Annotated in this window: 20 protein-coding genes; 9 read left to right on the forward strand and 11 right to left on the reverse strand. The window is 69.8% G+C overall.

Annotated features, from left to right (window positions below; translation table 11 throughout):
- Positions 1-5: 5 nt before the first annotated feature.
- Both AB0I04_RS21915 and glgB read right to left on the reverse strand, forming a co-directional pair.
- Positions 6-671 carry a TMEM175 family protein gene (locus AB0I04_RS21915; protein WP_360887101.1) on the reverse strand — a complete coding sequence of 222 codons (666 nt, stop codon included), beginning with the start codon at positions 669-671 and terminating at the stop codon, positions 6-8.
- Between the two features lie 96 nt (positions 672-767).
- Positions 768-2,966, reverse strand: coding sequence for a 1,4-alpha-glucan branching protein GlgB (glgB, locus tag AB0I04_RS21920; RefSeq protein WP_360887103.1), 2,199 nt, complete (start codon positions 2,964-2,966; stop codon positions 768-770).
- A 236-nt stretch (positions 2,967-3,202) separates the two neighbouring features.
- Here glgB and AB0I04_RS21925 point away from each other — a divergent pair, with 236 nt between their 5' ends.
- Positions 3,203-4,081 (forward strand): hypothetical protein, encoded by an 879-nt coding sequence (locus AB0I04_RS21925; RefSeq protein WP_360887105.1) that lies wholly within the window; start codon positions 3,203-3,205, stop codon positions 4,079-4,081.
- A gap of 44 nt (positions 4,082-4,125) precedes the next feature.
- Here the strand turns inward: AB0I04_RS21925 and AB0I04_RS21930 are convergent, their stop codons facing one another.
- Both AB0I04_RS21930 and AB0I04_RS21935 read right to left on the reverse strand, forming a co-directional pair.
- A complete protein-coding gene (locus tag AB0I04_RS21930; protein ID WP_360887107.1) occupies positions 4,126-4,917 on the reverse strand; it encodes an AfsR/SARP family transcriptional regulator in 792 nt (263 codons plus the stop codon).
- Between the two features lie 102 nt (positions 4,918-5,019).
- Positions 5,020-5,778, reverse strand: coding sequence for a GntR family transcriptional regulator (locus AB0I04_RS21935; protein WP_360887109.1), 759 nt, complete (start codon positions 5,776-5,778; stop codon positions 5,020-5,022).
- A 113-nt stretch (positions 5,779-5,891) separates the two neighbouring features.
- On the opposite strand from AB0I04_RS21935, the gene AB0I04_RS21940 reads away from it, so the two are divergent.
- Positions 5,892-6,110, forward strand: coding sequence for a hypothetical protein (locus tag AB0I04_RS21940; protein ID WP_360887111.1), 219 nt, complete (start codon positions 5,892-5,894; stop codon positions 6,108-6,110).
- Between the two features lie 110 nt (positions 6,111-6,220).
- On the opposite strand, the gene AB0I04_RS21945 is transcribed toward AB0I04_RS21940, so the two are convergent.
- From AB0I04_RS21945 to AB0I04_RS21955, 3 genes are read right to left on the reverse strand one after another with little or no spacing between them, the layout of a single operon-like run.
- Positions 6,221-7,606 carry a phosphotransferase gene (locus tag AB0I04_RS21945; protein WP_360887112.1) on the reverse strand — a complete coding sequence of 462 codons (1,386 nt, stop codon included), beginning with the start codon at positions 7,604-7,606 and terminating at the stop codon, positions 6,221-6,223.
- A 35-nt stretch (positions 7,607-7,641) separates the two neighbouring features.
- Positions 7,642-9,354, reverse strand: coding sequence for a maltose alpha-D-glucosyltransferase (gene treS, locus AB0I04_RS21950; protein ID WP_360887440.1), 1,713 nt, complete (start codon positions 9,352-9,354; stop codon positions 7,642-7,644).
- Between the two features lie 23 nt (positions 9,355-9,377).
- Positions 9,378-11,384 (reverse strand): alpha-1,4-glucan--maltose-1-phosphate maltosyltransferase, encoded by a 2,007-nt coding sequence (locus AB0I04_RS21955; protein ID WP_360887114.1) that lies wholly within the window; start codon positions 11,382-11,384, stop codon positions 9,378-9,380.
- A gap of 470 nt (positions 11,385-11,854) precedes the next feature.
- Between AB0I04_RS21955 and glgP the strand changes: the two genes are divergently transcribed.
- Together glgP and AB0I04_RS21965 are read left to right on the forward strand one after the other, a co-directional pair.
- The gene (glgP, locus tag AB0I04_RS21960; RefSeq protein ID WP_360887116.1) at positions 11,855-14,452 is read left to right on the forward strand and encodes an alpha-glucan family phosphorylase; all 2,598 of its coding nucleotides are present in this window, start codon (positions 11,855-11,857) and stop codon (positions 14,450-14,452) included.
- Between the two features lie 146 nt (positions 14,453-14,598).
- A complete protein-coding gene (locus AB0I04_RS21965) occupies positions 14,599-15,180 on the forward strand; it encodes an HdeD family acid-resistance protein (protein ID WP_360887118.1) in 582 nt (193 codons plus the stop codon).
- Positions 15,181-15,187: 7 nt separating this feature from the next.
- Here the strand turns inward: AB0I04_RS21965 and AB0I04_RS21970 are convergent, their stop codons facing one another.
- Both AB0I04_RS21970 and AB0I04_RS21975 read right to left on the reverse strand, forming a co-directional pair.
- A complete protein-coding gene (locus tag AB0I04_RS21970) occupies positions 15,188-16,561 on the reverse strand; it encodes an FAD-binding oxidoreductase (RefSeq protein ID WP_360887120.1) in 1,374 nt (457 codons plus the stop codon).
- An 89-nt stretch (positions 16,562-16,650) separates the two neighbouring features.
- The gene (locus AB0I04_RS21975) at positions 16,651-17,604 is read right to left on the reverse strand and encodes a MarR family transcriptional regulator (RefSeq protein ID WP_360887122.1); all 954 of its coding nucleotides are present in this window, start codon (positions 17,602-17,604) and stop codon (positions 16,651-16,653) included.
- A 193-nt stretch (positions 17,605-17,797) separates the two neighbouring features.
- Here AB0I04_RS21975 and AB0I04_RS21980 point away from each other — a divergent pair, with 193 nt between their 5' ends.
- The gene (locus AB0I04_RS21980; protein WP_360887124.1) at positions 17,798-18,859 is read left to right on the forward strand and encodes a serine hydrolase domain-containing protein; all 1,062 of its coding nucleotides are present in this window, start codon (positions 17,798-17,800) and stop codon (positions 18,857-18,859) included.
- 374 nt (positions 18,860-19,233) lie between these two features.
- Positions 19,234-19,662, forward strand: a complete 429-nt coding sequence (locus tag AB0I04_RS21985; protein ID WP_360887126.1) for a hypothetical protein — start codon at positions 19,234-19,236, stop codon at positions 19,660-19,662.
- Between the two features lie 117 nt (positions 19,663-19,779).
- Here AB0I04_RS21985 and AB0I04_RS21990 read toward each other — a convergent pair whose 3' ends face one another.
- Complete coding sequence (locus tag AB0I04_RS21990; RefSeq protein WP_360887128.1) at positions 19,780-20,583, reverse strand: SWIM zinc finger family protein; 804 nt, start codon at positions 20,581-20,583, stop codon at positions 19,780-19,782.
- Entirely contained in the window at positions 20,583-23,579 is a 2,997-nt protein-coding gene (locus tag AB0I04_RS21995; RefSeq protein WP_360887130.1) for a DEAD/DEAH box helicase, read from the reverse strand. The genes AB0I04_RS21990 and AB0I04_RS21995 overlap by 1 nt, the downstream gene beginning before the upstream one ends.
- 193 nt (positions 23,580-23,772) lie before the next feature.
- Here AB0I04_RS21995 and AB0I04_RS22000 point away from each other — a divergent pair, with 193 nt between their 5' ends.
- From AB0I04_RS22000 to AB0I04_RS22010, 3 genes are all read left to right on the forward strand, one after another.
- Entirely contained in the window at positions 23,773-24,402 is a 630-nt protein-coding gene (locus AB0I04_RS22000) for an HNH endonuclease family protein (RefSeq protein WP_360887132.1), read from the forward strand.
- A gap of 86 nt (positions 24,403-24,488) precedes the next feature.
- Positions 24,489-25,268 carry an enoyl-CoA hydratase-related protein gene (locus AB0I04_RS22005; RefSeq protein ID WP_360887133.1) on the forward strand — a complete coding sequence of 260 codons (780 nt, stop codon included), beginning with the start codon at positions 24,489-24,491 and terminating at the stop codon, positions 25,266-25,268.
- 42 nt (positions 25,269-25,310) lie between these two features.
- Positions 25,311-26,168, forward strand: a complete 858-nt coding sequence (locus tag AB0I04_RS22010) for a heavy metal-binding domain-containing protein (protein ID WP_360887135.1) — start codon at positions 25,311-25,313, stop codon at positions 26,166-26,168.
- The last annotated feature ends 2 nt before the right edge of the window (positions 26,169-26,170 follow it).

Consider the following 26,170-nt stretch of genomic DNA (forward strand, 5'->3'; position numbering starts at 1 on the left):
CGCGGTCAGAACCGGTTGAGCGGCCGGATGTTCGGCGCGATCGCCGAGTTGAGCTGAAGCAGGACGACCAGCGCGATGCTCACATAGGTGTTGACCACGCACAGCGCGAACGCGGCGGCGTACAGCACCTGCGGGATCACGATCCGGCGTTCGAACGCCCGCTGGAACCCGGGCGTCCGTTCGGTGTCGAGCAGCCCGGCCCTCCGCGCGTATTTGACGCCGGCCAGCAGCAACAGGCCCAGTGCCAGGAGGTTCACCCAGTACACGGCGACGGCGATCCGGAAGGTCATGAACTGCGCCAGCAGGGCGGTGGTGAAGGGCAGCAGGGAGACGCCGAGCAGGAAGGTGAGGTGCAGCCAGGTGAAGTTCCGGTCGCTGCCCTGAAGGTGGTTGAACAGCGTCTGGGAGCCGACGTAGAACATCCCGAGCGTCAGGAAGCTCATCAGGTAGGTGAGCAGGTTGGGCGCGACCTCCCCGAGGAGATGCCACAGCTCGCTCTCCGAGGACAGCGCGCCGCCGCTCCAGAGCGGCCGCTGCCGGTGGATCAGCTTCTCCGCGGGCACGTGCAGGTCCAGTACGAGCAGCGTGAGCACGATCGCGAACACACCGTCGTTCAGCGCCGACAGGCGTTCCAGGCTCCCGCCCGCGACGCGCTGGTACAGCGAGGTCACCGCTCACCGGCCGACAGCGGTGAGGCCCCCCGAAAGGGACGAATGATCATCGAACACCGTCCCATCATGGCGGTGTCGCCGTCCCCCTCACAACGGTCACTCCGGGACGAGCCAGACGGCGCCGAGCGGGGGCACCCGCAGGCGGGTCGAGGCCGGCAGGCCGTGGCTCGGCTCCTCGACCGCCTCCACCTCACCGAGGTTGCCGACGCCGCTGCCGCCGTACTCGTACGCGTCGGTGTTGACCAGCTCCCGCCAGCGGCCCGGGCGGGGCAGGCCGAGCCGGTAGTCCTCGTGCGGGATGCCGGAGAAGTTGACGACGCACGCGAGCGGCGAGCCGTCGGGGGCGTACCGGACGAAGGAGATGACGTTGCCCGCGACGTCGTCCGCCGCGATCCAGCGGAACCCCTCCGGGTCGGCGTCCATCGTCCACAGCTGCGGCGACCCGGTGTAGGCGCGGTTCAGGTCGCGGACCAGCGCCTGGACTCCCCGGTGGTAGTTGTTCTCGGCCTCGTCGAGCAGCCACCAGTCGAGGGATCGGGACTCGGCCCATTCGGCGCCCTGCCCGAACTCCTGGCCCATGAACAGCAGCTGCTTGCCCGGGTGCGCCCACATGAAGGCCAGCAGCGCACGGAGGTTCGCGAACCGCTGCCACTCGTCACCGGGCATCTTGCCGAGCAGGGAGCCCTTGCCGTGGACCACCTCGTCGTGCGAGAGCGGCAGCACGTAGTTCTCCGAGTAGGCGTACACCATCGAGAACGTGATCTCGTGGTGGTGGTAGCCGCGGTAGAGCGGGTCGCGCTCGAGGTACGCGAGCGTGTCGTGCATCCAGCCCATGTTCCACTTGAACCCGAAGCCGAGCCCGCCGAGGTGGGTGGGGCGTGAGACGCCGGGCCAGGCGGTGGACTCCTCGGCGATCGTCATGATGCCGGGGGAGCGCTTGTAGACGGTGGCGTTCATCTCCTTGAGGAAGTCGATGGCCTCGAGGTTCTCCCGTCCGCCGTAGATGTTCGGCGTCCACTCGCCCTCGGCGCGGGAGTAGTCGAGGTAGAGCATCGAGGCGACGGCGTCCACGCGCAGCCCGTCGACGTGGAACTCCTCCAGCCAGTAGTTCGCGTTGGCGACGAGGAAGTTGCGGACCTCCGTACGGCCGAAGTCGAAGATGAGCGTGCCCCAGTCCTTCTGCTCGCCCCGGCGTGGGTCGGCGTGCTCGTACAGCGGCGTGCCGTCGAAGCGGGCCAGGGCCCACTCGTCCTTGGGGAAGTGTCCCGGGACCCAGTCGATGATGACGCCGACGCCGGCCTGGTGCAGCCGGTCGACGAGGTGGCGGAAGTCGTCGGGGCTCCCGAAGCGGGACGTGGGCGCGTAGTACGAGGTGACCTGGTAGCCCCACGACCCGCCGAACGGGTGCTCGGCCACCGGCAGGAACTCCACGTGCGTGAAGCCCATGTGGGTGACGTAGTCGACCAGCTGGTCGGCGAGCTCGCGGTAGCCCAGCTCGGTGCGCCAGGAGCCGAGGTGCACCTCGTACGTGCTCACCGGCGCGTGCAGCGCGTCGTACGACTTGCGGCGCGTCATCCACTCGTCGTCCTCCCACTCGTAGGAGGACGTGAAGACGGTGGACGCGGTGGCGGGCGGCCGCTCGGCGTACCGCGCCATCGGGTCGGCCTTGCGCCGCCAGACCCGGTCGGCGCCGAGGATCTCGAACTTGTAGTTCGTGCCGTCGCCGACCTCCGGGATGAACAGCTCCCAGATCCCCGTCGAGCCGAGTGAGCGCATCGGGTAGGCCCGCCCGTCCCAGTGGTTGAAATCGCCGATGACCCGGACCCCGCGGGCGCTCGGGGCCCACACCGCGAACGACGTGCCGGAGACCGCGCCGAAGACCGAGGTGTACGCGCGGGTGTGCGCGCCCAGGACCTTCCACAGCTCCTCGTGCCGGCCCTCGCCGATCAGGTGCAGGTCGAGCTCGCCCAGGGTCGGCAGGTGGCGGTACGGGTCGTCCTGCAGGATCTCGGGCCCGTCGTACGTGACCGCGAGCCGGTAGTCGGGCACGGCCTGGGGCTCCCCGCCGGCCAGCGCGGCGTCGGCGGGCAGCGTGACCGCGAAGACGCCCTCGTGTACGTGACGCATCGGGCGGCGGGCACCGCCCGGGAGGATCACCTCCACCGTGGAGGCCAGCGGGCGCAACGCGCGAACGGTGATGCCGTCGGGCCCGGGATGGGCGCCGAGCACGCTGTGGGGGTCGTGGTGATCTCCGCCGATCAACCGGTCGATCTCATCGTGCGTGACCCGCGCCATGACGCTCCTCGGATGTTCTCGTATGCCACCCCTAAGCCTGCCCGACCGCCGGTGACTAATCCTCCAGCGGGGTTCGATCTCCACGTGCTTCCGGAGGCGGGGCGGGCTGGCCCTGTATGCGGACTGTACGGCCAATGTATGAGCCCCGGCCATGATCGCCGCGCGAGTGCGGAGACAGCCGGCGTCCCGGACGCGGCTGCCGATGGCCGGAGGTAGTGGCGTTGACACGACGAATCATGCGAAGCCTGACGGCGGCCGTGGCCGTCGGAGCGGTGCTGGCGGGGACCCAGGGGATCGCGAGCGCGGCGACGCCGCCGCGGAACAACAGCAAGAACGAGGCCGTGTACTTCATCCACGGCAGCGATCTCATGCACGGCGACGTCAACGGCGGCGGCGACGACTGCAAGGGGACCTGGAACACCGCGATGTCCGCGCTGCGCAAGCGGGGCTGGACGGGGGACTTCGTCACGTGGGGCTACTACAAGGGGGACACCCACTGCACCCGTAAGCAGAACGGGAACCTCAACACGCGGATCCAGGAACTGGGCCGCCTGCTCGCGTGGGACATCTACGACAACTACACCAAGAAGGGCAAGTCGGTGGACGTCGTCGCCCACTCCATGGGTGGCCTCATCATCCGCGCGGCCATCACCGGGGTGAACAGGTACGGCGCCACGTCGAGCAAGTGGCCGAAACGCCTCTTCGTCGAGGACGTCGCCACGCTCAGCACGCCGTTCACCGGGACCAGCTGGGCCACGACGTGCACGGTCGCGTACGGCTGGAAGCAGTGCAGCGACATGCGTCCCGGCAGCGGCTTCCTCAAGTGGTCCGGGCAGAACCCGCAGTCCGCCCAGGGCACCGACTGGACACTGATCGGCGCCAGCGACGACGACATGATCACGAGCGGCGCGGCCACCGGGATGACCGCCAAGCACAAGGTCATCTACGCCGCGCACCAGGGCTTGGAGCACAGCAAGCTTCCGCACGCGGGCACCGGCACCGGCTGGACGATGAGGTACTCCCACGACAACGGGAAGACCTGGAAGAACACCACGAAGGGGGGCGGCCCGATCCGCCTCGTCGGCGACGCCCTGTACTACTCGTCGGCCACCTGACCGGAGGCCGATCAGGTGCCGACACCTCCGTTCGAGGCGGGCGATCAGCCCGCCTCGAGGAGGTCCTCGGCGTGGTGCGCCGGCGGATCCTCCCGGCCGTCGAAGTCGCCGCGGAGCATCCGGTCGTAGAGCCGGCGCAGCTCGATCCCCGGCTCGACGCCCAGCTCGTCGATCAGCCGCAGGCGCAGCACGTGGTAGACGGTGAAGGCGTCGGCCTGGCGGCCCGACCGGTACAGCGCCAGCATCAGCTGCGCGTGGAGGCGCTCGTGCAACGGCTGCTCGACCGTCAGGCGCCGCAACTCGCCGATCATCTCCGCGTGCCGGCCGAGGAGGAGCCAGGCGTCGCCGAGCTGGACCGCGGCCCTGAGGCGCTGCTCGGTGAGCCGGAGTGCCTCCGCGGTCAGCGAGGCCCACGCCGAAACGTCCTCGCAGACCTCGCCCCGCCACAGGGTCAGGGCTCGGCCGAGCACGTCCGCCGCGTGTTCCGCGTCGCCGGACCGCAGTGCCGTGTCGCCCTCGCGGGCGAGGGTGGTGAACTCCAGCGCGTCCACCTCGGACGGCTCGACGGACAGCAGATAGCCGCCCGCCCTGGTCTCCAGCCGGGACGCGGCCGGTCCGAGGAAGGTCCGCAGCTCACGGACGTACGTGCGGATGTTGGCGACTCCGGACGCCGGCGGCCCGGAGGGCCACAGCGCGGCGGCCAGCGAGTCCAGCCGTACGAGACTGCCCGGCCGCAGGAGCAGAGCCGTCAGGAGCGTACGGTGCTTCGGCGCCCGGAGGTAGGTCGTCCGGCCGTCGACTCGCAGCTCCACCGGTCCCAGCATGTTGAAACGCATGAAGCCTCCCCGCTTCCGAAATGACTGTCGCGGTTCGGCTCCAATATCACTAGAGGCCGCGGTCCCGACATGCCTTTCCCGCTTGGGTCTCCGGTCCCAAGATCACAGATCGATCGCGTAGTCGAGGACGACGCGGTCCGCCGGGAGGACGATGTCTCGGCAGACCTCGAGGACCCGGTCGCCGGAGAACATCCGCCGCGTGATGGTGAGGACCGGGACACCGGTGCCCATGCGCAGCGTGTCGGCCTCCTCCCGGGTCGGCATCCGGGACCGCACCGCCTCCTCGACGCGCGTGGCCGGGTGACCGAGGAACGCCAGCTGCGCCGGCGTGCCCCCGGGCCACGGCTCCCGGTCCGGGTCGGCCACGGGCGTGCCCTCGACCAGGCTCCACGGCAGGTAGTTCGTGGAGATCTGCTGCGGCTCGCCGCGCGCCCAGAAGACGAAGTACCGGCGCAGCAACAGGGTGCCCGGCTCCACCGCGAACAGCGCGGACAGCTCCTCGTCGGCGCGGTGCCGCGAGTAGGACCGGTCCAGGCGGTAGTCGCGCCACGTGATCTGGTGGTCGACCGTGAAGGACGTGGCGGGCACCGCGGCCGGGGCCGTCTCGGCGCGGTAGCGCTCCATGGCCAGCCGCCGGACGGGCGGCCGGCCACGCACCACGGTGCCGCCTCCCCGGCGCGTCTCGATCAGCCCCTCGGTCCGCAGGAGGGCGAAGGCCTGGCGGATCACGATCTCCGAGACGCCGTGGACGTCGCACAGCCGGCTGATCGTGGGCAGCCGCCGTCCGGGCGGGTAGGTGCCGTCGCGAATGAGTTCGCGGAGTTCGCCGGCGATCCGGACGTAAGCGGGGAGGATAGCCACCTTGCCTCCTCATAGCCATACAGGAACGTTCCGCTTACGGGTGTCTTGACACCTCGACGTATACGACCCACTTTCGTATACAGAAGGCCGTGTTTCCAGCGCGAAGGGGCAAGATGGCGGATTTCGCCGTTGTCAAGGCCACATTAGAGGCCGATTTTCCCGGCTGGGTCGTCTGGCGCAGCGACGCGGGCCACTGGTACGCGACCCGGGCGGGTAATCTCACCGACCAGCAGATACAAGCCGGTTACGCCATGACCGTGGCCGCCGAGGCGCCGGAGACCCTCCGGCTCCTTCTCGCCGAACAGGTACATCCCGGCGAGGGTGCGGGATGACAGGTCGCCCTTAGGGTTTCCGCCCGACCGGAACCCTACGGGCCGACCTGCGGATCAGAAATGAGGGTGCGGAGCCGAAAACACCTTACGGGTGCCTTTTCTCCGCCATTTCAGTACGACAGATAATCCGCCTCGGAGCGGGTGCTGAGGGCGGCGATGGAGCCGAGGGGGATCTGCAGCCAGGATGGCCGGTTGCGCGCCTCGTACATGACCTCGTAGACGGCCTTGTCGAATTCGAAGGCGCGCAGGACCACCTCGTTCGCGGCCGGGTCGGTGCCGCCCGCCTCGGCGTACCCGCGGCAGAAGGCGGCCCGGTTGCGGTCGGCCCACTCCTGGGCGCGGAACTCCAGCTGGTCGGGGTCGCCGCCCAGGGACGTGCCGTTGACCAGCAGGTGCCGGGCCGCGTAGTCGAACGAGCGCAGCATCCCGGCGACGTCGCGCAGCGGGTGGGCGGGGGCCCGGCGCTCCTCCAGGGGCTTGGCGGGCTCGCCTTCGAAGTCGAGCAGCATCCAGCCGGAGTCGGTCCGCATCACCTGACCCAGGTGGTAGTCGCCGTGGACGCGCTGGACGGTCAGGGGCCGCTCCAGCTCGGCGAGGGCGTCGAAGGCGTCGGCGAGCCGGCCGGCGTACGGGGCGAGCTGGGGCACGACGGAGCACGTCTCGACGAGCCGGGCGCGCATCCGGTCGGCCACCGCGCTCACGTCGGCGGGCCGCATCTCGCTGGTGCCGAACGCGGTGGCCAGGTCGCGGTGGACCTCGGCGGTCGCGGCGCCGAGCCGCTCGGACTCACTGGCGAAGTCGCCGCCGACCTCGTCGGCGCGCAGGTCGGCCTCGGCGTACAGGTCGCGGACGCTGGTGCCGGCGAGCTGCCAGCCGTCGGTCCCGCTGCGCAGGAACTCCGACAGCATCGCGAGCGTCGACAGGGTGCCGTCGAGGTCGCTGGAGAACCAGCCGTACAGCTCGGGGACGTGTTTGCTGCCGGCCCGGGCGAGGCCGAGGCTGAGTTCGAGGTCCGGGTTGATGCCGGGGGTGAGCCGGCGGAACAGCTTGCAGATGTAGGCGTCGCCGTAGATCAGTGAGGTGTTGCTCTGCTCGGCGGGGCTGGCGAGGCTGTCCAGCTCGGTGTCGATGCCGCTGATCGAGCGGAAGTCGAGCGGGCCGACGTCGACGTTGCCGGCCATGTTCTCCAGCCAGACCCGGGTCAGCTCGGGGTCGTGCACGGCGTCGTAGAGATGGGTCTCGTTGTCGAGCTGCCCGATCGCCGCGTACTCGAGTCGGCCGGGCAGCTCGCTGCGTACTCCCAGGGGCACCTGGTACCGGTCGGTGCCCCCGGCCTGGCGTACGGCGATGATGACGTGATGTAGCGACGGATCGCCCTCGACCAGTTCCGTGTCGGAAAGGACGGAGATCGCGTCGATCTCCCGGTCCTTGCCCGCGAACCAGCGCTGGCGCGGGAGCCAGTCCACCAACAGGTCGTCGAGTCGTTCCAGCCGCACTGACTATGTCACCTCGCCTGTGCCTCCTGCGTCCTTCATGGCTGTTCGCCATCACCCCCGGGCTTGGGGGACAGGAGGAACCAGTAGAAACCATGCCCAGGAAGCGTCAGAAGATACGGGAGCTCCCCAATTGGCGGGAATTGCACCCCTCCCATGCACTCCACGGGGTTGACCCCCTCGAACCGCCGCAGGTCGAGCTCGACCGGCTGCGGGAAGCGCGAGAGGTTGTTGACGCAGAGTACGCGGTCCTCACCGAACTCCCGCACGAACGCCAGCACGCTCGGGTTGGAGGCGGTGAGCTCGGTGTAGTCGCCGACGCCGAACACCAGGTGCCGCTTGCGGATCTCGATCATCTTGCGCGTCCAGTGCAGCAGCGACCCGGTGTTGTTCTGCTGCGACTCGACGTTGATGGCCTGGTGGCCGTAGATCGGATCCATGATGGCGGGGAGGTAGAGCCGGGCCGGGTCGGCCTTGGAGAAGCCGGCGTTGCGGTCCGGGGTCCACTGCATGGGCGTACGCACGCCGTCGCGGTCGCCCAGCCAGATGTTGTCGCCCATGCCGATCTCGTCACCGTAGTAGATCACGGGCGAGCCGGGTAGCGACAGCAACAGCGCGGTGAACAACTCCAGCTGGTTGCGGTCGTTGTCCAGGAGTGGCGCCAGACGCCGGCGGATGCCGATGTTGGCCTTCATCCGCGGGTCCTTGGCGTACTCGGAGTACATGTAGTCGCGCTCTTCGTCCGTCACCATCTCGAGCGTCAGCTCGTCGTGGTTGCGGAGGAAGATGCCCCACTGGGCGTTCTCCGGGATCTTCGGCGTCTGCGCCATGATCTCGGAGATCGGGTAGCGCTGCTCCCGGCGGACCGCCATGTAGATGCGCGGCATGACCGGGAAGTGGAACGCCATGTGGCACTCGTCGCCGCCCGTCGCCGGGTCGCCGAAGTACTCCACGACGTCGGCGGGCCACTGGTTCGCCTCGGCCAGCAGCACCCGGTCGGGGTAGAGCCGGTCGACCTCCTTGCGGACCCGCTTGAGGTAGTCGTGGGTCTCCTTGAGGTTCTCGCAGTTGGTGCCCTCCCGCTCGTACAGGTAGGGCACGGCGTCGAGGCGGAACCCGTCGATGCCGAGGTCCAGCCAGAACCGCAGGACCTCCAGCATCGCGTCCTGAACCGCGGGGTTGTCGAAGTTCAGGTCGGGCTGGTGGTTGAAGAAGCGGTGCCAGTAGTACTGGCCGCGCACCGGGTCGTACGTCCAGTTCGACGTCTCGGTGTCGACGAAGATGATCCGGGCGTCCTTGTACTGGTCGTCCGCGTCGGACCAGACGTAGAAGTCGCCGAACGGCCCGTCCGGGTCCTCCTGGGACGCCTTGAACCACGGGTGCTGGTCGCTGGTGTGGTTCATGACCAGGTCGGCGATGACGCGGATGCCGCGCTTGTGGGCCTCGTCGACGAGCTCCACGAAGTCGCCGAGGTCGCCGAACTCGGGGAGGATCTTCATGAAGTCGCTGATATCGTACCCGCCGTCGCGCAGCGGCGACTGGTAGATCGGCAGCAGCCAGATGCAGTCGATGCCGAGCCACTGCAGATAGTCGAGCTTCTCCGTCAGTCCCCGGATATCGCCGGTGCCGTCGCCATTCGAGTCGTAGAAGCCCCGGATGAGCACCTCGTAGAACACCGCGTGCTTGTACCAGCGAGGCTCGTTCGGTGCCTCACGCGTGAACGTGTCGGGAACCGGCTCGACGGGGCCGATTCCGGTTAGGGGATCGAACTGGGTCAACTCTCGCCTCTCGAGACCGTGAAGATGTGGGCAGGCCTGTTTTGGGGGTCCAGGCGCACGTAGTTCGCCTGCCGCCAGTCGTACGACTCGCCCGACAGCTCGTCGTGGACGACGAACTCGTCCGACCAGTCGAGACCGAGCGCGGGCAGGTCGAGGTGGACCGTCGCCTCGCGAACCTGATGTGGATTGAGGTTCACGACGACCAGCACGACGTCTCCGGGGCGGTCGGGGTCGTCCGACACGCGTTTGGAATAACAGATCAGCTCGGGCTGGTCGACATGATGGAAATGTAGGTTACGCAGCCTACGCAACGCCGGGTGCGTTCTTCGCAAAGAGTTGAGGTTCCGGATATATGGAGCCAGGCTGCGGCCCTCGCGCTCGGCGGCCTCCCAGTCCCGCGGGCGGTACTGGTACTTCTCCGAGTCGCGGTACTCCTCACTGCCCGGCCGCACCGGAGTGCCCTCGTACAGCTCGTAGCCCGAGTAGACACCCCAGGTGGGGGACAGCGTCGAGGCGAGCACGGCGCGGATCGCGAACGCCGGCGGCCCGCCGTGCTGGAGGTACTCGTTGAGGATGTCAGGCGTGTTGACGAAGAAGTTGGGCCGCATGTAGGCGGCCGCCGCGCCCGACAGCTCGCGGAGGTACTCCTCCAGCTCGTCCTTGCTGTTGCGCCACGTGAAATACGTGTACGACTGGTGGAAGCCGATCTTGCCGAGGGTGTGCATCATCGCCGGGCGGGTGAACGCCTCGGCCAGGAACAGCACGTCGGGGTCGGTCTCGGCGATGCTCTTCAGCAGCCGCTCCCAGAACGCCACCGGCTTCGTGTGCGGATTGTCCACCCGGAAGATCCGCACGCCGTGCGCCATCCAGTGCCGGACGACCCGCTCGACCTCCGCGTAGATGCCCTCGGGGTCGTTGTCGAAGTTGATCGGATAGATGTCCTGGTACTTCTTCGGCGGGTTCTCCGCGTAGGCGATCGAGCCGTCGGCGCGCGTGGTGAACCACTCCGGGTGTTTGCTCACCCAGGGATGGTCCGGCGAGCACTGAAGGGCCAGGTCGAGGGCGACCTCCATGCCGAGCTCACGGGCTCGGGCGACGAAGGCGTCGAACTCATCGATCGTTCCAAGATCGGGGTGGATCGCGTCGTGGCCGCCCTCCTCCGAGCCGATCGCCCACGGCGAGCCGGGGTCGTGCGGCTCGGCGTGCAGGGTGTTGTTCGGCCCCTTGCGGAACTGCCGGCCGATCGGGTGGATCGGCGGGAGGTAGACGACGTCGAAGCCCATCTCGGCGACGGCCGGGAGCCGCTTCATCGCCGTTCGGAACGTTCCGGACTGCGGTGCCCGGCGGCCCATCGGGTCGTACGTCGCGCCCTCCGAGCGGGGGAAGAACTCGTACCACGAGCCGAACAGCGCCCGCTCGCGCTGCACGAGCAGCGGGTGCCACTCCGAGGTGGTCACGTGGTCCCGCAGCGGGTGCTCGTCGAGGACCTCGTGCACCTCCGGGGCGTCCGCCGCCTCGAACCGCAGCATCGGCGGGATCGTCTTCTCCCGCAGCGTACGGGCGAGCGCGGTCAGCACCGCCTGCTTCTTCGAGACGCCGGCGCTCTTCTTCGGCAGCCCCGCGGCGGCGCGCTCGAACAGCCGGGCCCCCTCCTCGAGCATCAGCTCGACGTCCTGACCGCGCGGGATCTTGATGCCCGCGTCGTGGTGCCAGTGCCCGATCGGATCGCCCCACGCCTCCACGCGGAAGTGCCACAGCCCGGTGGTGGTCGCCGCCACCTGCGCGGCGTGCCGGTCGGTGCCGGGGGTGACCTCGGACATGCGGACGAGGGGCCCGGCTCGGCCCTCCGGATCCCGCAGGACGACGCCGGCGCCGAGCTGCTCGTGGCCCTCGCGGAACACGGTGGCGCTGATGGCGAAATCCTCGTCGGGAACGGCCTTGGCGGGCCAGCGTTCGCAGTCGATCACTGGCTGCACGTCGAGGATGGGAATGCGTCCGATCATCGCAGGCGAGCGTACAGACGCGGGTACGCGATCAGCCTGGTCTTCGGAAAGAATTGATCTTTCTTGAGGGTCGCTGTCGCCGGATCGGGTGGGGGTGCTCGGCGAGGGTTGGCGCATAACGTCTCCGTTGCCGGTATCCGCGGTATGAAACGGGGTGTTTTGTCGCGTTCTGTCGACGGCGGTGCCACCGCGTCCGATGCCCTCGCACGCGACGGCGTTCCGTCCGCGCTCGGATTCTTTCATCGCCTCGGGTGAGGCGCCGGGTGCGACGCGTCCCGGTAGGGATCTCGTCTCCCGGAGGTGTGGGAGGCGCCCTCGCCGCGCTTCCCCGGCAATCCTCGCATGTCAGGGCTAAATTCGCATTTCCGGCCTGGTGGCCGGGCTTCCGGAGCCAAACGGAGATCAAGATGTGGGCCACTGGGCGGGTTAGGGTCGCGAGCACCGGGCCGGACCGATTAGTGTCGCCGCACGTGAAGGCGATCCGCAGATTCACCGTACGCTCCGTCCTGCCCGAGCCGCTTCAGCCGCTCGAGGAGCTCGTTCTCAACCTGCGCTGGTCCTGGCACCCCGAGACGCTCGACCTGTTCGAGTCGGTGGATCCGGACCTGTGGGAGGCGACCCGGCACGATCCGGTGCGCCTTCTCGGGGAGGTTTCGCCGGAGCGGCTCGCCGCTCTCGCCGCCGACCGGCGCTTCCTGCGTGCACTCGGCGACGCCGTCGACGATCTCCGGGAGTACGTCACCGCCCCCCGCTGGTACCAGAGACTGTCCGACGCTCCCTCGGCGATCGCGTACTTCTCCCCGGAGTACGGCATCGCCGCGGCGCTGCCCCAGTACTCCGGTGGCCTGGGCATCCTCGCCGGCGATCACCTCAAGACCGCCAGCGACCTCGGCGTGCCGATCGTCGGGGTAGGACTCCTGTACCGCCACGGCTACTTCTCCCAGTCCCTCTCGCCGGACGGCTGGCAACTCGAGCGCTACCCCCCGATCGACCCGGCCGGGCTCCCGCTGAGACTCCTGCGCGAGGCCGACGGCACGCCCGCGCGGATCACCGTCGGTCTCCCCGAGGGCCGGTCCCTGCGGGCGCAGATCTGGGTGGCCCAGGTCGGCCGCGTGCCGCTGCTCCTCCTCGACTCCGACGTCGAGGAGAACGACCCGGCCGCCCGCGACGTCACCGACCGCCTGTACGGCGGCGGCACCGACCACCGCCTGCTCCAGGAGATGCTGCTCGGCATCGGCGGCGTCCGCGCGATCCGCGCCTACTCCCACATCACCGGCCACGTCGCCCCCGCGGTGTTCCACACCAACGAGGGCCACGCCGGCTTCCTCGGCCTCGAGCGGATCCGCGAGTACATCGACGAGCAGGGCCTGTCCTTCGACGAGGCGCTCGAGGCGACCCGGGCGGGCACGGTCTTCACGACCCACACTCCGGTCCCGGCCGGCATCGACCGCTTCCCCCGGGAGCTGGTCCAGCGCTACTTCGGCGGTACCAACGAGGACAACGGGCTGCCCGTCGAGCGCATCCTCGGCCTCGGCGCCGAGACGTACGAGGGCGGCGACGCCTCGGTCTTCAACATGGCCGTCATGGGCATGCGCCTGTCCCAGCGCGTCAACGGCGTCTCTGAGCTGCACGGCAGGGTCAGCCGGGAGATGTTCGGCGGCCTGTGGCCCGGGTTCGACACCGACGACGTGCCGATCGGCTCGATCACCAACGGCGTCCACGGGGCGACCTGGGTGGCCCCCGAGTTCATCGACCTCGCCCGGCGCGAGCTGCCCGACGTGGTCGAGTTCGGCCGCGGCTGGGAGGGCGTGGAACGGGTCTCCGCGTCCGAGATCTGGCGCATCCGGCGCACGCTGCGCGCCCGGCTCGTCGAGGACGCCCGGCGGCGCCTCCGCGACTCCTGGCGGCAGCGCGGCGCGAGCGAGGCCGAGCTGACCTGGATCGACGACGCGCTCGACCCGGACGTCCTGACGATCGGTTTCGCCCGCCGCGTCCCGTCGTACAAGCGGCTCACGCTGATGCTGCGCGACCCGGAGCGGCTCAAGTCGATCCTGCTCGACCCCGAACGGCCGGTGCAGATCATCATCGCTGGCAAGGCGCACCCCGCCGACGAGGGCGGCAAGCGGCTGATTCAGGAGATCGTGCGGTTCAGCGACGACCCCGAGGTCCGGCACCGCATCGTGTTCCTGCCGGACTACGACATGGCGCTCGGCCAGTCGCTCGTCCAGGGTTGCGACGTCTGGATGAACAACCCGCTGCGCCCGCTCGAGGCCTGCGGCACCTCCGGCATGAAGGTCGCGCTGAACGGCGGGCTGAACCTCTCGATCCGCGACGGCTGGTGGGACGAGTGGTTCGACGGCAACAACGGCTGGGCCATCCCGTCCGCCGACCGCGCCGCCGACCCGGACCGCCGCGACGACATCGAGGCGCAGGCCCTCTACGAGCTGATCGAGGACCACGTCTCCGTGCTGTTCTACGACCGCCCGGGTGACGGCCTTCCGCGCCGCTGGCTGGAGATGGTCAAGCACACGCTGGCCTCGCTCGGCCCGAAGGTCCTCGCGGGGCGCATGGTCCGCGACTACGTCGTCGAGCTGTACGCCCCGGCCGCCGCCTCGGCCCACCGGCTGTCCGCCGACGGCAATGCCGCCGCGAAGGCCCTCGCGGCCTGGAAGCACCGGGTCGCCAAGGCCTGGCCGTCCGTCGCGGTCGAGCACATCGAGTCCACCGGTGCGGGCGAGAGCACGCACCTCGGCACCCGCCTGACCGTGCGCGCCACCGTCCACCTCGGCGACCTGACGCCGGACGACGCCGCGGTCGAGGTGGCGTTCGGCCGGGTCGACGACACCGACGCGCTGGTCGAGCCGTCCTACCTGGAGCTCACCCAGGCCGAGGCCCTCGGCGACGGCCGGTGGCGCTTCGCCGGCGAGGTCCCCCTCGACCGGACCGGGGCGTTCGGGTACAGCGTGCGGGTGGTGCCCAGGCACGACCTGCTGGCCTCCCGCGCGGAGACCGGCCTGATCGCGCTGCCCCCGGCTCCCATCGGGATGACCAACGGCGACCTGCGCTGATCACCTCATCCGCCCGGTCCCGCTCGTGCGGGGCCGGGCGGGAAAATTGGGGTGATTTGCCACATAAGGGGTTCTGCTTGGTCTTCCACCGCAAATGAGCGGCAAAGACCTCCTGTGAAACGTTCCGTTCCGCAGGGAGGCCTCTCATGTGGGTCGACTACATGGCGCGGCACTGGTGGATGCTCACGGTGCGCGGCGTCCTCGCCGTCATCTTCGGCGTGCTGGCCGTGATCTGGCCGGGCATCACGCTCCTCGTCCTGGCCATCGTGTTCGGCGTCTTCGCCCTGGCGGACGGGATCTCCGCCATCATCTCCGCCTTCAGCGCTCCGGGCGGAGGCCGGTCGCTGCTCATCTTCGAGGGCGCGGTCGGCATCATCGTCGGCCTGCTCGCGCTGTTCTGGCCGCACGCCACCGCCCTGGCCATCGTCCTCCTCGTCGCGATCTGGGCGATCGTCACGGGGATCAGCGAGATCGTCACCGCGCTGCAGATGCGCAAGGAGATCCACGGCGAGTGGATGTACGTCCTGTTCGGCGCGCTCTCGGTGCTCTTCGGGCTCATCGTGCTGTTCTCGCCCGTCTCCGGCGTCTTCGCGGTGGCCTGGCTCATCGGCTTCTCCGCGATCGGCTTCGGGGCCGCGGCGATCGCGGCGAGCCTCCGGCTCAGAAAACTTCGCGGCGGCGGCCGTCCCGGCGTCGCCCCGGGTGGTGCCATGCCGGCGCACCCCTGACCGCGCGTCAGCCGGCGGGCTCGATGTTCTGGTTCAGCCGGAACAGGTTGCCCGGGTCGTACGTCTTCTTGATCGAGGCCAGCCGCGCGTAGGCGTCCCGGTAGTCGTCCCGAACGTGCGCGCGGTCGTCCTCGGACATGAAGTTGACGTACCCGCCGGACGCCGAATGGGGGCGCAGCGCCTGGAAGTAGTCCCGTACCCAGGCGATGCTCGCCTCGTTCGCCGACGGGTCGGGCCACATCCCGGCGATCACCGTCGCGAACGTCATGTCGCGGCCCGTGAACGCGGTGGCGCCGGCGGGCACCCGGTGACAGGCGCCGTTGATCGGATAGATGTGCACCGTGGAGTTCACGGCGGGCAACCCCGGGCCGTGCTGGAGATGGGCCGCGATGGCGCCGTCGGTCAGCTCCGTCGCGAACGCCGTCTTCCAGTAGTGCTGCAGACCCGGGGGCACGAGCGCGTCGAGCGCGCTGTTGATCATCGGGTACGGCATCGGCGCGACGAATTCGGCGACCGTCGGCGCGGCCGTGCGGATCGGCCGTAGGGCCCGCTCGCCCTCCTCGATCGGACCGGACCAGCACGCGACCATCGCGCAGTGCGGGCTGCCCTGCTCGGACTCGGGGATGAACGGCAGCGGCGGCGTGATCTGGAAGGCCGGGTAGCAACCCAGCTCCTCCGGCGCCTCCTGAATGTGGTCGCGGTAGAACTCCAGCACGTCGCGGGCGCGGTCGAGCGGGTAGAAGATGATCCCCGCGAAGATGTTCTCGACCGGGTGCAGGCGGTACTCGAAGGACGTCACCACGCCGAAGTTCCCGCCTCCGCCGCGCAGCGCCCAGAACAGGTCCTCGTTCTCCTTCTCCGAGGCCACGAGGAAGCGGCCGTCGGCGGTGACGACGTCCGCCGAGATCAGATTGTCGATCGTCAGTCCGCAGCGGCGGCTTAGATAGCCGATGCCGCCGCCGAGCGTCAGCCCGCCGATGCCCGTCGTCGAAATGATCCCACCGGTCGTCGCCAGCCCGAACGCGTACGTCGCGTGGTTGAAATCCGCCCAGGTGCACCCGCCCTCGGCCCGGGCCGTACGCGTGCGGGGATCGACGCGGACCCCGCGCATCGATGACAGGTCGAGCACCACGCCGCCGTCGTTCGTGCCGTACCCCGGCACGCTGTGCGAACCGCCGCGTACCGACAGGACGAGGTCGTTCTCCCGGGCGAACTCCACGGTGGCCATGGCGTCGCCCGCGTCGGCGCACCGCACGACCACGAGCGGCCGACGGTCGATCATCGCGTTGTACACCCGGCGCGCCTCGTCGTACCCGGCGTCCTCCGCCGTGATCACCCGGCCCCGTACGCGCTCCCGCAGTCGTTCGATCGGCTGTTCCATGAGTTGTTCCCCCAGGTCAGCCCTACCCGCGCAGGGGGTCGGGTGCACCCGGGGCGTCACCGCAGGGCTTTGCCGCCGCTACTGGCTCGCTAATCCGGCGTGCAGCGCCGGTGTCCGTCGAGCGCTTGACGCTGTGCCGGGGTGAGGCGGTGGCGTCGGGCGGTGACGGAGTAAGCGCCGGACTCGAGGGTCTGCAACGCGATCGGGTCGCTGATGTCCGGATATCCCGCTGCATTGCGCAGGGATTCGGTGACGCGGTCCGGATGCCATCCCAATGCGGTGGCCAGCTGGCCCGCGGTCAGCGGCTCGCCCGCATGTACGAGTGCGGCGAGTACGGCCAGCATGTCGTTGACGGCGGCCTGGCCAGGGCCGCCGGCCATGTTCGCGCTGAGCCGTCCGAAGAACCGGGCCATCTCGTTCAGCCGGGCTCCCGCCAGCGTGCCGGCGCCGAAGATCCGAACTCCCCGCCGAGCGGTATCGGCCCACATGGTGTTCTTGCGGGCGCTCGCCGTCCATGCCCGGAGCCAGACGTCGTCTCCGATGAGGTATCGCTCGCGGCGTCGCCTGGGGTCGCGTTCGCGCCGGACCATGTCCAGGCCTTCGAGGTAGCCGATCGCCTTCGATATCGACGCCGGGCTGACCTGAAGCTTCCGAACCAGGTCGGCGGAGGTCAGGGAACCGGAGTCGGTCGTGATGAGGTGCGCGAGCACCCGCCCCGCCATTGGGGGAAGCCCGATCTGCACCATCAGCGCCGCGAAGTCCTCCGCGAAAGCGAGAACCGCCGCAGCGTCACGCCCGTAGGCGTCGGTCGCGGCCGGGGCCCGCGGCGGCGCGCCCGGCCGGCGTCGGCGGGCTCGCCGCTCGGTCGCCTGCTGGGCGTGGTTCGCCCGGTAGCCGCCGGGCCCACCGTTGCGAGCCACCTCCCGGCTGATCGTCGAGGTCGGTCTGCCCAGCCGCCTGGCGATCTCGGCGTACCCGAGCCCTTCCGTCAGCCACGCCGCGATACGCCGACGGTCCTCATCGTCCAGCCTGCTTCCCGGCATCCGTGCAGTATGCATTCGTGGTCAGCTCATTGCAACGTCTATGTGTTTCAAGCGTTGCAATAATGCGCAGGCCATTGCAATTTTGCTGGCTAGAATTACCTGGTGAGTGGCTGAACTAGTGTGGAAGTGGCGTTGACCATATGTGAAAGTGCGGCGTAGCTTTCCTGCTCTCTGAATCTCATGGGGAGACGACATGAATCAGCCCCTCAAGCGGCTACTCGACCGGGCGGTCAGCGAAGGCGGTGTTCCCGGCATCGTCGCCGAGGTGCGCGACGGCCGTGGGCGGTGGTTCGGCTCGGCCGGAGTGGCCGATACCGACACCGGACGCGAACGCACGCCGCAGGACCGGTTCCGCATCGGGAGCACGACCAAGACATTCGTGGCCACGGTGGTCCTGCGACTCGCGGCCGAGCGCAGGCTGAGCCTGGACGACACCGTGGACGAATGGCTGCCCGGAAGGGTCCACGGCCACGGTCACGAGGGCGGGAAGATCAGCATCCGGCGGCTGCTCGACCACACCAGCGGGATCTTCAGCTATACCGAGGACCCGGAAATGGTGAACCGCTACGAGAACCACACCCCGGATCTCCTCGTGGACGTCGCCATGGCCCATCCGCCCGCCTTTGAGCCGGGCGCGGACTGGGCTTACAGCAACACCAACTACATCCTCGCCGGGATGATCGTCGAACGGGCGACCGGCCAGGCGCTGGCCGACCAGATCGCCCAGCGGATCACCCGGCCGCTCGGCCTGGACGGGACGTACCTGCCGAGCGGCGCCGACCCGACGATCCAGGGACCGCATCCACGGCACTACACGAAACTGATGAACCCCGCCCCCGACGCCGAGATCCACGATGGTACGGAACTGGACTCGTCCATGTTCTGGGCGGCCGGCGGCATGATCTCCACGACCGGGGACCTCCACCGGTTCTTTCACGCGCTCCTGGGCGGCCGGCTCCTCCCGCCCGCCCAGCAGGAGGAGATGTTCACCGTCGTCCCGACCAAGAACTGGATCCCCGACACGGCTTACGGCCTCGGCATCTCTTCGGTGACGCTGCCGTGCGGCGCCACGGTGTGGGGCATGGGCGGCGCCATCTTCGGCTCATGGTCGTACGCCTACGGCACCCGCGACGGCGAGCACATGGTCGTCGTCAACGTCAACGGTGACTGGGCCAACGGCCCCTGGGACGATCCGATCGGCATCTTCACCGACGCATTCCAGACGGAGTTCTGTACGGGCGTCCCCGGCCGGTGAGCGGATCCCGCCATCCGAAGTGTCTGACGGCGGGATCTCGTGATCGTCGTGTGAGGGGACTTACTCCTGGCCGCCGTCGCCGTCGATCCGGGAGAGCTCGACACATGTTTCCTCTCCTCCATCGCGTCGACCACCAGCTTGGCCTGTGGCCAGATACGCCCAGATGTCAGGGCGGCCGGGCGCGGTGCAGGTAGGACCAGGGCCCTATTCCGGCGGGCTCACATTAGTGCCACGGTCTCTCGCGGTGCCCTGGTGCGAGCTGCAAGCGTTTGTAGCGGGCGTTTCCTCGCACGAACTTCCATCGGGGGTCGATCATGGCGATCCGCCAGGACGAGGGCGTCTTGTCCGTGCAGTCAAAGGAAAGAGAGCATCCCTTGCGTACGCAACTCCGTCGCCTCACCATGCTCGGAGCCGCCGCGGCCATCGGCGTCACCGCCTTCGGAGCCGTGCCGGCCGAAGCCGCGGCGAAGCCCGCGCTGACGCTGCACTGCAAGAGCTCGAAGGGCGACGAAGGCTGGGTGTACATCTACACCACCAGCAACCCGCTCCACAACAAGATCACCGGGTTCAAGTACAAGATCAAGCTGGGGAAGGGCGGACGTAAGTCCAAGAACGACGTCACCGTCGGCGACGGCGGCGTTGCGCCCACAAAGACCACCAGGACCGGCGACAGGGCGATCGGCGACAACAAGCCGCACGGCTTCGGTCGGGGCTACTCGCGTGGGAACGGCGGCATCGGCGTGATCTTCATCTTCAACCACGCGGGCAAGGACCCGCGGTGCCACCAGCAGAAGAGCTTCTGAGCAAAGGCTGTCGACGGTGCGAGACCGCATTCGCGGTCTCGCACCGCGGCCGTGGTCCCTGGCGATCGTTGGGCTTCCTTTGTCACCGCTCGCCGAGGATCACGGCTGCTTCGGCCGTCATTCCGGCTGGTCGAGGTCGGGTAGGGCCTCGTACACGGGCTTGAGCACGTCGGACAGGTCCTTGCGGCGGATCTTGACCTTGGGCGGGTCGAGGAGGCGTAGCAGCAGGCCGGGCGGGATCGGGGGAGCGGGCGCGCGGTCGTGGACGGCGACGGGTGCCCAGAAGTCGTCCATGCGCTCGGCCAGCGGCGTCTCCTCGATCTCGAGGGGGTCGACCTCGGCCGGCTCCAGGCGGCGCAGGCCGGCGAGCAGGTCGTCCTTCGTGCGGCCGTGCCAGGCGAGGATCAGGAACGGGTCGTCGTCGAACGCCTCCGCGAGGAGGTAGAGCACCGCGGCGGTGTGCTTGCAGGGGTCGCCCCAGTCGGGGCAGCTGCACATCAGGTGCATGTCCGCCGACGACCTCGGGAACAGCGAGACGCCGAAGATGGCGAAGACGTCCTCGATCTCCGGCGGCATGTCCCCGGCCAGCAGGCGGGCGCGGAACACCGCCTGGGAGGCGAGAGCGGCCTCGATCGACTCCCAGACGTCGTCCCTGATCGGGTCGATGCCGATCGTTACCTCGTACGGCTCGGGGTCGGAGCCCTGGACGAGGGCGGTCACCTCGTACGCCCCGATCCGCAGCTCCATCACCTGGCCCTTGCGGGCGTACGTGCGGCCTCGCGTCAGGCGGCCGCGGTCGGCGAAGGACTCCAGGATGTCGATGAAGCGGCGTGACCACCACTGCTCGCCGATGGAGCCGCGGCCACCGGACTTCGCCTTGAGGCCGCCCTCGACCGGGCGGGCCTTCCCGTAGATCGGCATCAGTCGCTCACCGCCTCGGGGTCGAGTCGCATGATCTCGCGCAGGTCGGCGACGGACAGCTCGGTGAGCCAGCCCTCTCCGGTGCCGACGATGCGCTCGGCCAGGGCCTTCTTCCGCTCGATCATCTCGTCGACGCGCTCTTCGATGGTGCCGACGCAGATGAACTTGCGGACCTGAACGTTCTTGGTCTGGCCGATGCGGAACGCGCGGTCGGTCGCCTGGTCCTCGACCGCCGGGTTCCACCAGCGGTCGACGTGGACGACGTGGTTGGCGGCGGTGAGCGTGAGGCCCGTGCCGGCCGCCTTCAGCGACAGCAGGAAGATCGCCGGGTCGGGGTCCTCCTGGAACCGGCGGATCAGCTCGTCGCGCTGCTTCTTCGAGACGCCGCCGTGCAGCCAGAGCACCGGGCGGTCGAGTTTGGTCTCCAGGTGCGGCCGCAGCATGGCGCCGAACTCGGCGTACTGGGTGAAGACCAGTGCCTTCTCGCCCTGCTCGACGACCTCGGCGCAGATCTCCTCCAGGAGCTCCAGCTTGCCGGAGCGGCCGGGCAGCCGGGAGCCGTCCTTGAGCAGATGTGCGGGGTGGTTGCAGACCTGCTTGAGCTTGGCCATGGTCGCCAGGACGAGGCCGCGCCGCTCCATGCCCTCGCTGTTCGCGATCTGCTCGAGCATGTCGTCGACGGTGGCCTGGTACAGCGACGCCTGCTCCGGCGTGAGGTTGCACCAGACCTTGATCTCCTGCTTCTCGGGCAGGTCCGTGATGATCGACTTGTCGGTCTTGAGGCGGCGCAGGATGAACGGTCCGGTGGCCCGGTGCAGCGCGGCGGCCGCCTCCTCGTCGCCGTTCGCCTCGATGGGCACGGCGAACCGCTCGCGGAACGCCTGACGCGGGCCGAGCATGCCGGGGTTGCTGAACTCCATGATCGACCACAGCTCGGTCAGGTGGTTCTCCACCGGCGTGCCGGTCAGCGCGATCCGGCTCCGGGCCGGGATGCTCCGCACCGCCCGCGCCTGCCGGGTGCCGCTGTTCTTCAGCGCCTGGGCCTCGTCGCAGATCACACGGTCCCAGGAGATCGTGGCGAGCGCCTCGTGGTCGCGAGCGGCGGTGCCGTACGTCGTCAGCACCAGATCCGCCTCGGCCGCCGCCTTCGCGAGGTCCTCGCCGCGGTGCCGTCCGCCGCCGTGGTGGACGTAGACCCGCAGCTTCGGCGTGAACCGCGCCGCTTCCCGCTGCCAGTTGCCGACCAGCGACATCGGCCCGATCAGCAGCGCGGGCCCGCCGTTCGCCCCGCCCGCGAGCAGCGCGAGCGTCTGAAGGGTCTTACCGAGTCCCATGTCGTCGGCGAGGATCGCGCCGAGGCCCAGGCCGTCGAGGAAGGACAGCCAGGCCAGGCCGCGCTCCTGGTACGGGCGGAGGGTGCCCTCGAAGTCGTCGGGGGTGCTCATCGGCTCGAGGCGGCGGTCGGCCTCGCCGGACAGCAGGTCGCCGAGCGGTCCGTCGGCGTCGAGCTGTAGCAGCGGCAGCGCGTCGTCGCCCGCGTGGATCGCGGCGCGGACGGCCTGAGACGCGGTCATCTCGCCGGTGCGCCGCTGCTTGAGGAAGTCGAGGGCGGACGCGAGCTGCCGCTCGTCGAGCTCCACCCATTTGCCGCGCAGCCGCACCAGCGGCGCCTTGAGCCGGGCGAGCTCGGCCAGCTCCTCCTCGGTGACGTCCTCGCCCTCGATGGCCAGGTCCCACCGGAAGTCGACCAGGCTGTCGAGGCCGAAGCCGGACGAGGTGGCGGCGCCGGCCTCGGTCGCCGTCTTGGTGCGGGTGGTGAGCTTCATGCCGAGCCGGGCCCGGCCGGCCCACTGCGGCAGCTGGACGCCGAATCCGGCGGCGGACAGCAGCGGAGCGGCCTCCCGCAGGAACCGGAACGCGCCCTCGGCGTCCGTCGTCACGCTGGTCGGCGTCGCGACCCGCAGGGCCTGCGCGACGTCGGGGTAGAGCCGCAGCGCCCGGCCCAGGCCGGTGAGGAGGGTCTCCTCGGCGTTCGGCACGGAGGTGACCTCGCCTGTCCAGAGGGCGGCGGCCGGGACGTACAGGCTCGGGTCGTCGGTGCCCTGGACGGCGAACTCGACGGTCCACGGCCCCTGCGCGGCGGTCTCCCCGTCGGGGGCCGGGGGCTCGACCAGCCGGAAGCAGACGCGCAGCGGGCCGGTCGAGCGGCGGGCCGCGGCGGCCCAGGCGTCCAGCTCGGCGGCGAGCGCGTCCGGGTCGTCGCCCGGCTCGCGGGGCACCGTGGGGTCGGGTCCGGTGAGCGCCGCCGCCCAGCGCTCTGTCAGGGGCAGCCGGTCGGGGACGCGGCCGGTGCGCTCGGGCAGGAGCGGGTGCGGAACGACGCCGCGTACGGCCGCGTCGACCAGGCCGGAGAGCGCGTCCAGCAGGACGTCCGACGCGGAGCGGTGCTCGTCGGTGGCCCGGCAGGCCGGCGGCATCGCGGCGGCGAGCTCACGGAACCGCGCGGCGTCGTCCCCGGTGACGACCGGTCGCCAGCGGGCCGCCAGGTCGCCGTCCTCCCGTACGAGCGCGGGCAGGACGCGGCCCCGGGAGGCGAGGTGCACCGCCTCCTCGGCGACGTGCGCGAAGAACCTCAGGTCGGCGCCGCGTACGACGTCCTCGGCGTCGCCGGCCAGGTGCAGCAGTGTCATCGCGGCGAACGGGTCGAGGACGAGCGCCGGAACCCGCCAGGGATGCGGCGCCGGTCGCCGGGACGTCGGCTCGCGCGCCAGCTCGGGGGAGGGGAACGGCCCGGTGGCGGCGCCGGGGAGCAGCAGGGTCGGCTCGATCCTCGGCGCGCCCCGCGTCGCGGCGGCGTACGAGGTCCCGGCGAAGTCGGAGGTCGCGAAGGGGTGCGGCTTGGGGGATGTGCGCACCCGGGTGGTGGTCGGGAGCGTGGAGTCCTCCGCCCACAGGCACAGCGCACCGCCGTGCCAGGCGGCGTGCGCCACGAGCATGATCGACCCCCGGATTGCGCTGCGGACCAGGCGAAGTTACCAAACGGCCCCGACAGCACTCGCCCTTCCCGCCGGTACGGAGCGTCATCGCCACAGCAGGTTTCTGTCATCAAATTTCTCTTTTTCTGCTGACTTATCGCTCTTGATCCGCGATTGTTGATCTTCACCGAAGTCGATCTTGGTGAGGAGACACGTGGCACGACGAACGACATTCGCAGCGGCCCTGATCCTGGCGGTGCCCCTCACGGTGGGAACCGCGGTCGAGGCGTCGGCGGCCCCGCCCACGCCGCCGACGGCGGCCAAGGCCCGTACGGAGCTCACGAAGCTCAAGGTCGCCACCCCGGGGACGCTGACCGGCTACAGCCGGGCGAAGTTCCCGCACTGGATCGACCAGGGCCACCAGTGCAACACCCGGGAAGTGGTGCTGAAGCGGGACGGCAAGAACGTCCACACCAACGCCAAGTGCGCGGCCACGTCCGGCACCTGGTACTCCCCGTACGACGGCGCCACCTGGCACAAGGCCTCCGACGTGGACATCGACCACATGGTGCCGCTCGCCGAGGCGTGGCGGTCCGGGGCCAAGGCGTGGACGACGGCGCGGCGCCAGGCGTTCGCGAACGACCTGACCCACGCCCAGCTCTGGGCCGTGACCGACAACGTCAACCAGGAGAAGGGCGACAAGGACCCTGCGCTGTGGAAGCCGCCGCTCAAGCGTGAGTGGTGCGTCTACGCCCGCGCCTGGACGGACGTGAAGTACCAGTACCGCCTCACCGTCGACACCAAGGAGAAGGCCGCCCTCGCGGCCATGCTCAAGGGCTGCTGAGGCCAGGGGCCGCCCACCACGGTGGGCGGCCCACGGTCCGCGTTAGGCTCCGGCACAGCGCAGCAGTCGACGAGCGGGAGGGTTCCGTGGGCGAGTTCGTACGCGTGGAGGCCGAGGGGGCCGTCGCCACGATCCGGCTGGACCGGCCGAAGATGAACGCCCTGAACGCCCAGGTGGTGTCCGAGCTCGCCGAGGCGGCGCGGGCGGTCGACACCGACCCGGCGGTTCGCGCCGTCATCCTGTACGGCGGCGAGCGGGTGTTCGCGGCCGGGGCGGACATCAAGGAGATGGCCGACCTGCCGTACGCCCAGGCCACCGAGCACGCCTGGGCGCTGCAGGACGCCCTGAACGCCGTCGCGGGGATCGGTAAGCCCGTCGTCGCCGCGATCACCGGTTACGCCCTGGGCGGGGGCCTCGAGCTCGCGCTGTGCGCCGACTTCCGCGTGGCGGGCGAGTCGGCCAAGGTCGGCCAGCCGGAGATCCAGCTCGGCGTCATCCCCGGCGCCGGCGGCACCCAGCGGCTGCCCCGGCTGATCGGCCCGGCCCGCGCCAAGGACCTGATCTTCACCGGCCGCCACGTCACCGCCGGGGAGGCCCTGGCCATCGGCCTGGTGGACCGGGTCGTCTCGGACGCCCAGGTGTACGTCGCAGCGACCAAGCTGGTCGCGCGGTACGCCGAGGGCCCGGCGGTCGCCCTGCGCGCCGCCAAGCAGGCGATCGACGCCGGCCTGGAGACCGACCTGGCCACCGGCCTGGAGATCGAGCGGCTGCACTTCGCCGGCCTGTTCGCCACCGAGGACCAGAAGAACGGCATGCGCAGCTTCGTCGAGGAGGGCCCCGGCAAGGCGAAGTTCTCCGGCCGCTGACGGCAGGGAACCTGACGGCCCCCGCGGGACGTCACACGACACGTGAGCGAGTCGAACGATCCACTGCCGCCCGCGGCACAGGCGCGTCTCGGGCAGGCCCGGCAGGCCGGCACGTGGACCTCCGGGCTGACCGTCGACGAGTTCGCCGGCCTGCGGTCCGTCGGGTTCGAGCCGGTCGGCCAGGTGATGGGCAGCACCGTCCACAACCTCGGCTGGTGGTCCCGCCGCCCGATCAACTGCGGGTATCAGCGCGGCGTTCTCGGATTCGGTTTCGCGGCCACGTTGACCTCGGGATTCCGCGACTACGTCGAGACCCTCTACAACGCACGGCGTACCGCCATGAACCGGATGGCCGCCGAGTGCGCGGCGCTGGGCGGTGACGGCGTCGTGGCCGTCCGGCTCACCATCGCGCCGTTCCAGGGATCGGCGCACCACCTGGAGTTCCAGGCGTTCGGCACCGCCGTGCGCGCGAAGGGGACCGTCCGGCCGGGCCGGACCTTCCTGTCCCATGTCACGGGGCAGGAGTTCGTGAAGCTCATCGAGACCGGCTGGGTCCCGGTCGATCTGGCCCTGGGGGTCGGCGTGGGCATCCGCCACGACGACTGGCGGGTCAACTGGTCGACCGGGAGGTTCGCCCCCGCGCAGGAGGTGGGCGGCTGGACGGAGCTCGTGTCGGTCACCCGGCGCAAGGCCCGCAGCCGCCTGTCCGCCGACGCCAGGCGTACCGGCGCCGACGGCCTCGTGGTCTCCGACATCGACCTGCGCATCGAAGAGCGCGACTGCAAGCTCGGCGACCACGAGCACGACCACGTCGTCGAGGCCACCGTCATCGGCACCGCGATCGCCGAGTTCCGTACGTCGCACCGCCCCACCCCACCACTGACGATCATGAGGTTCTGAGA

Source organism: Actinoallomurus sp. NPDC050550 (assembly GCF_040655075.1).
GTDB lineage: Bacteria > Actinomycetota > Actinomycetes > Streptosporangiales > Streptosporangiaceae > Actinoallomurus.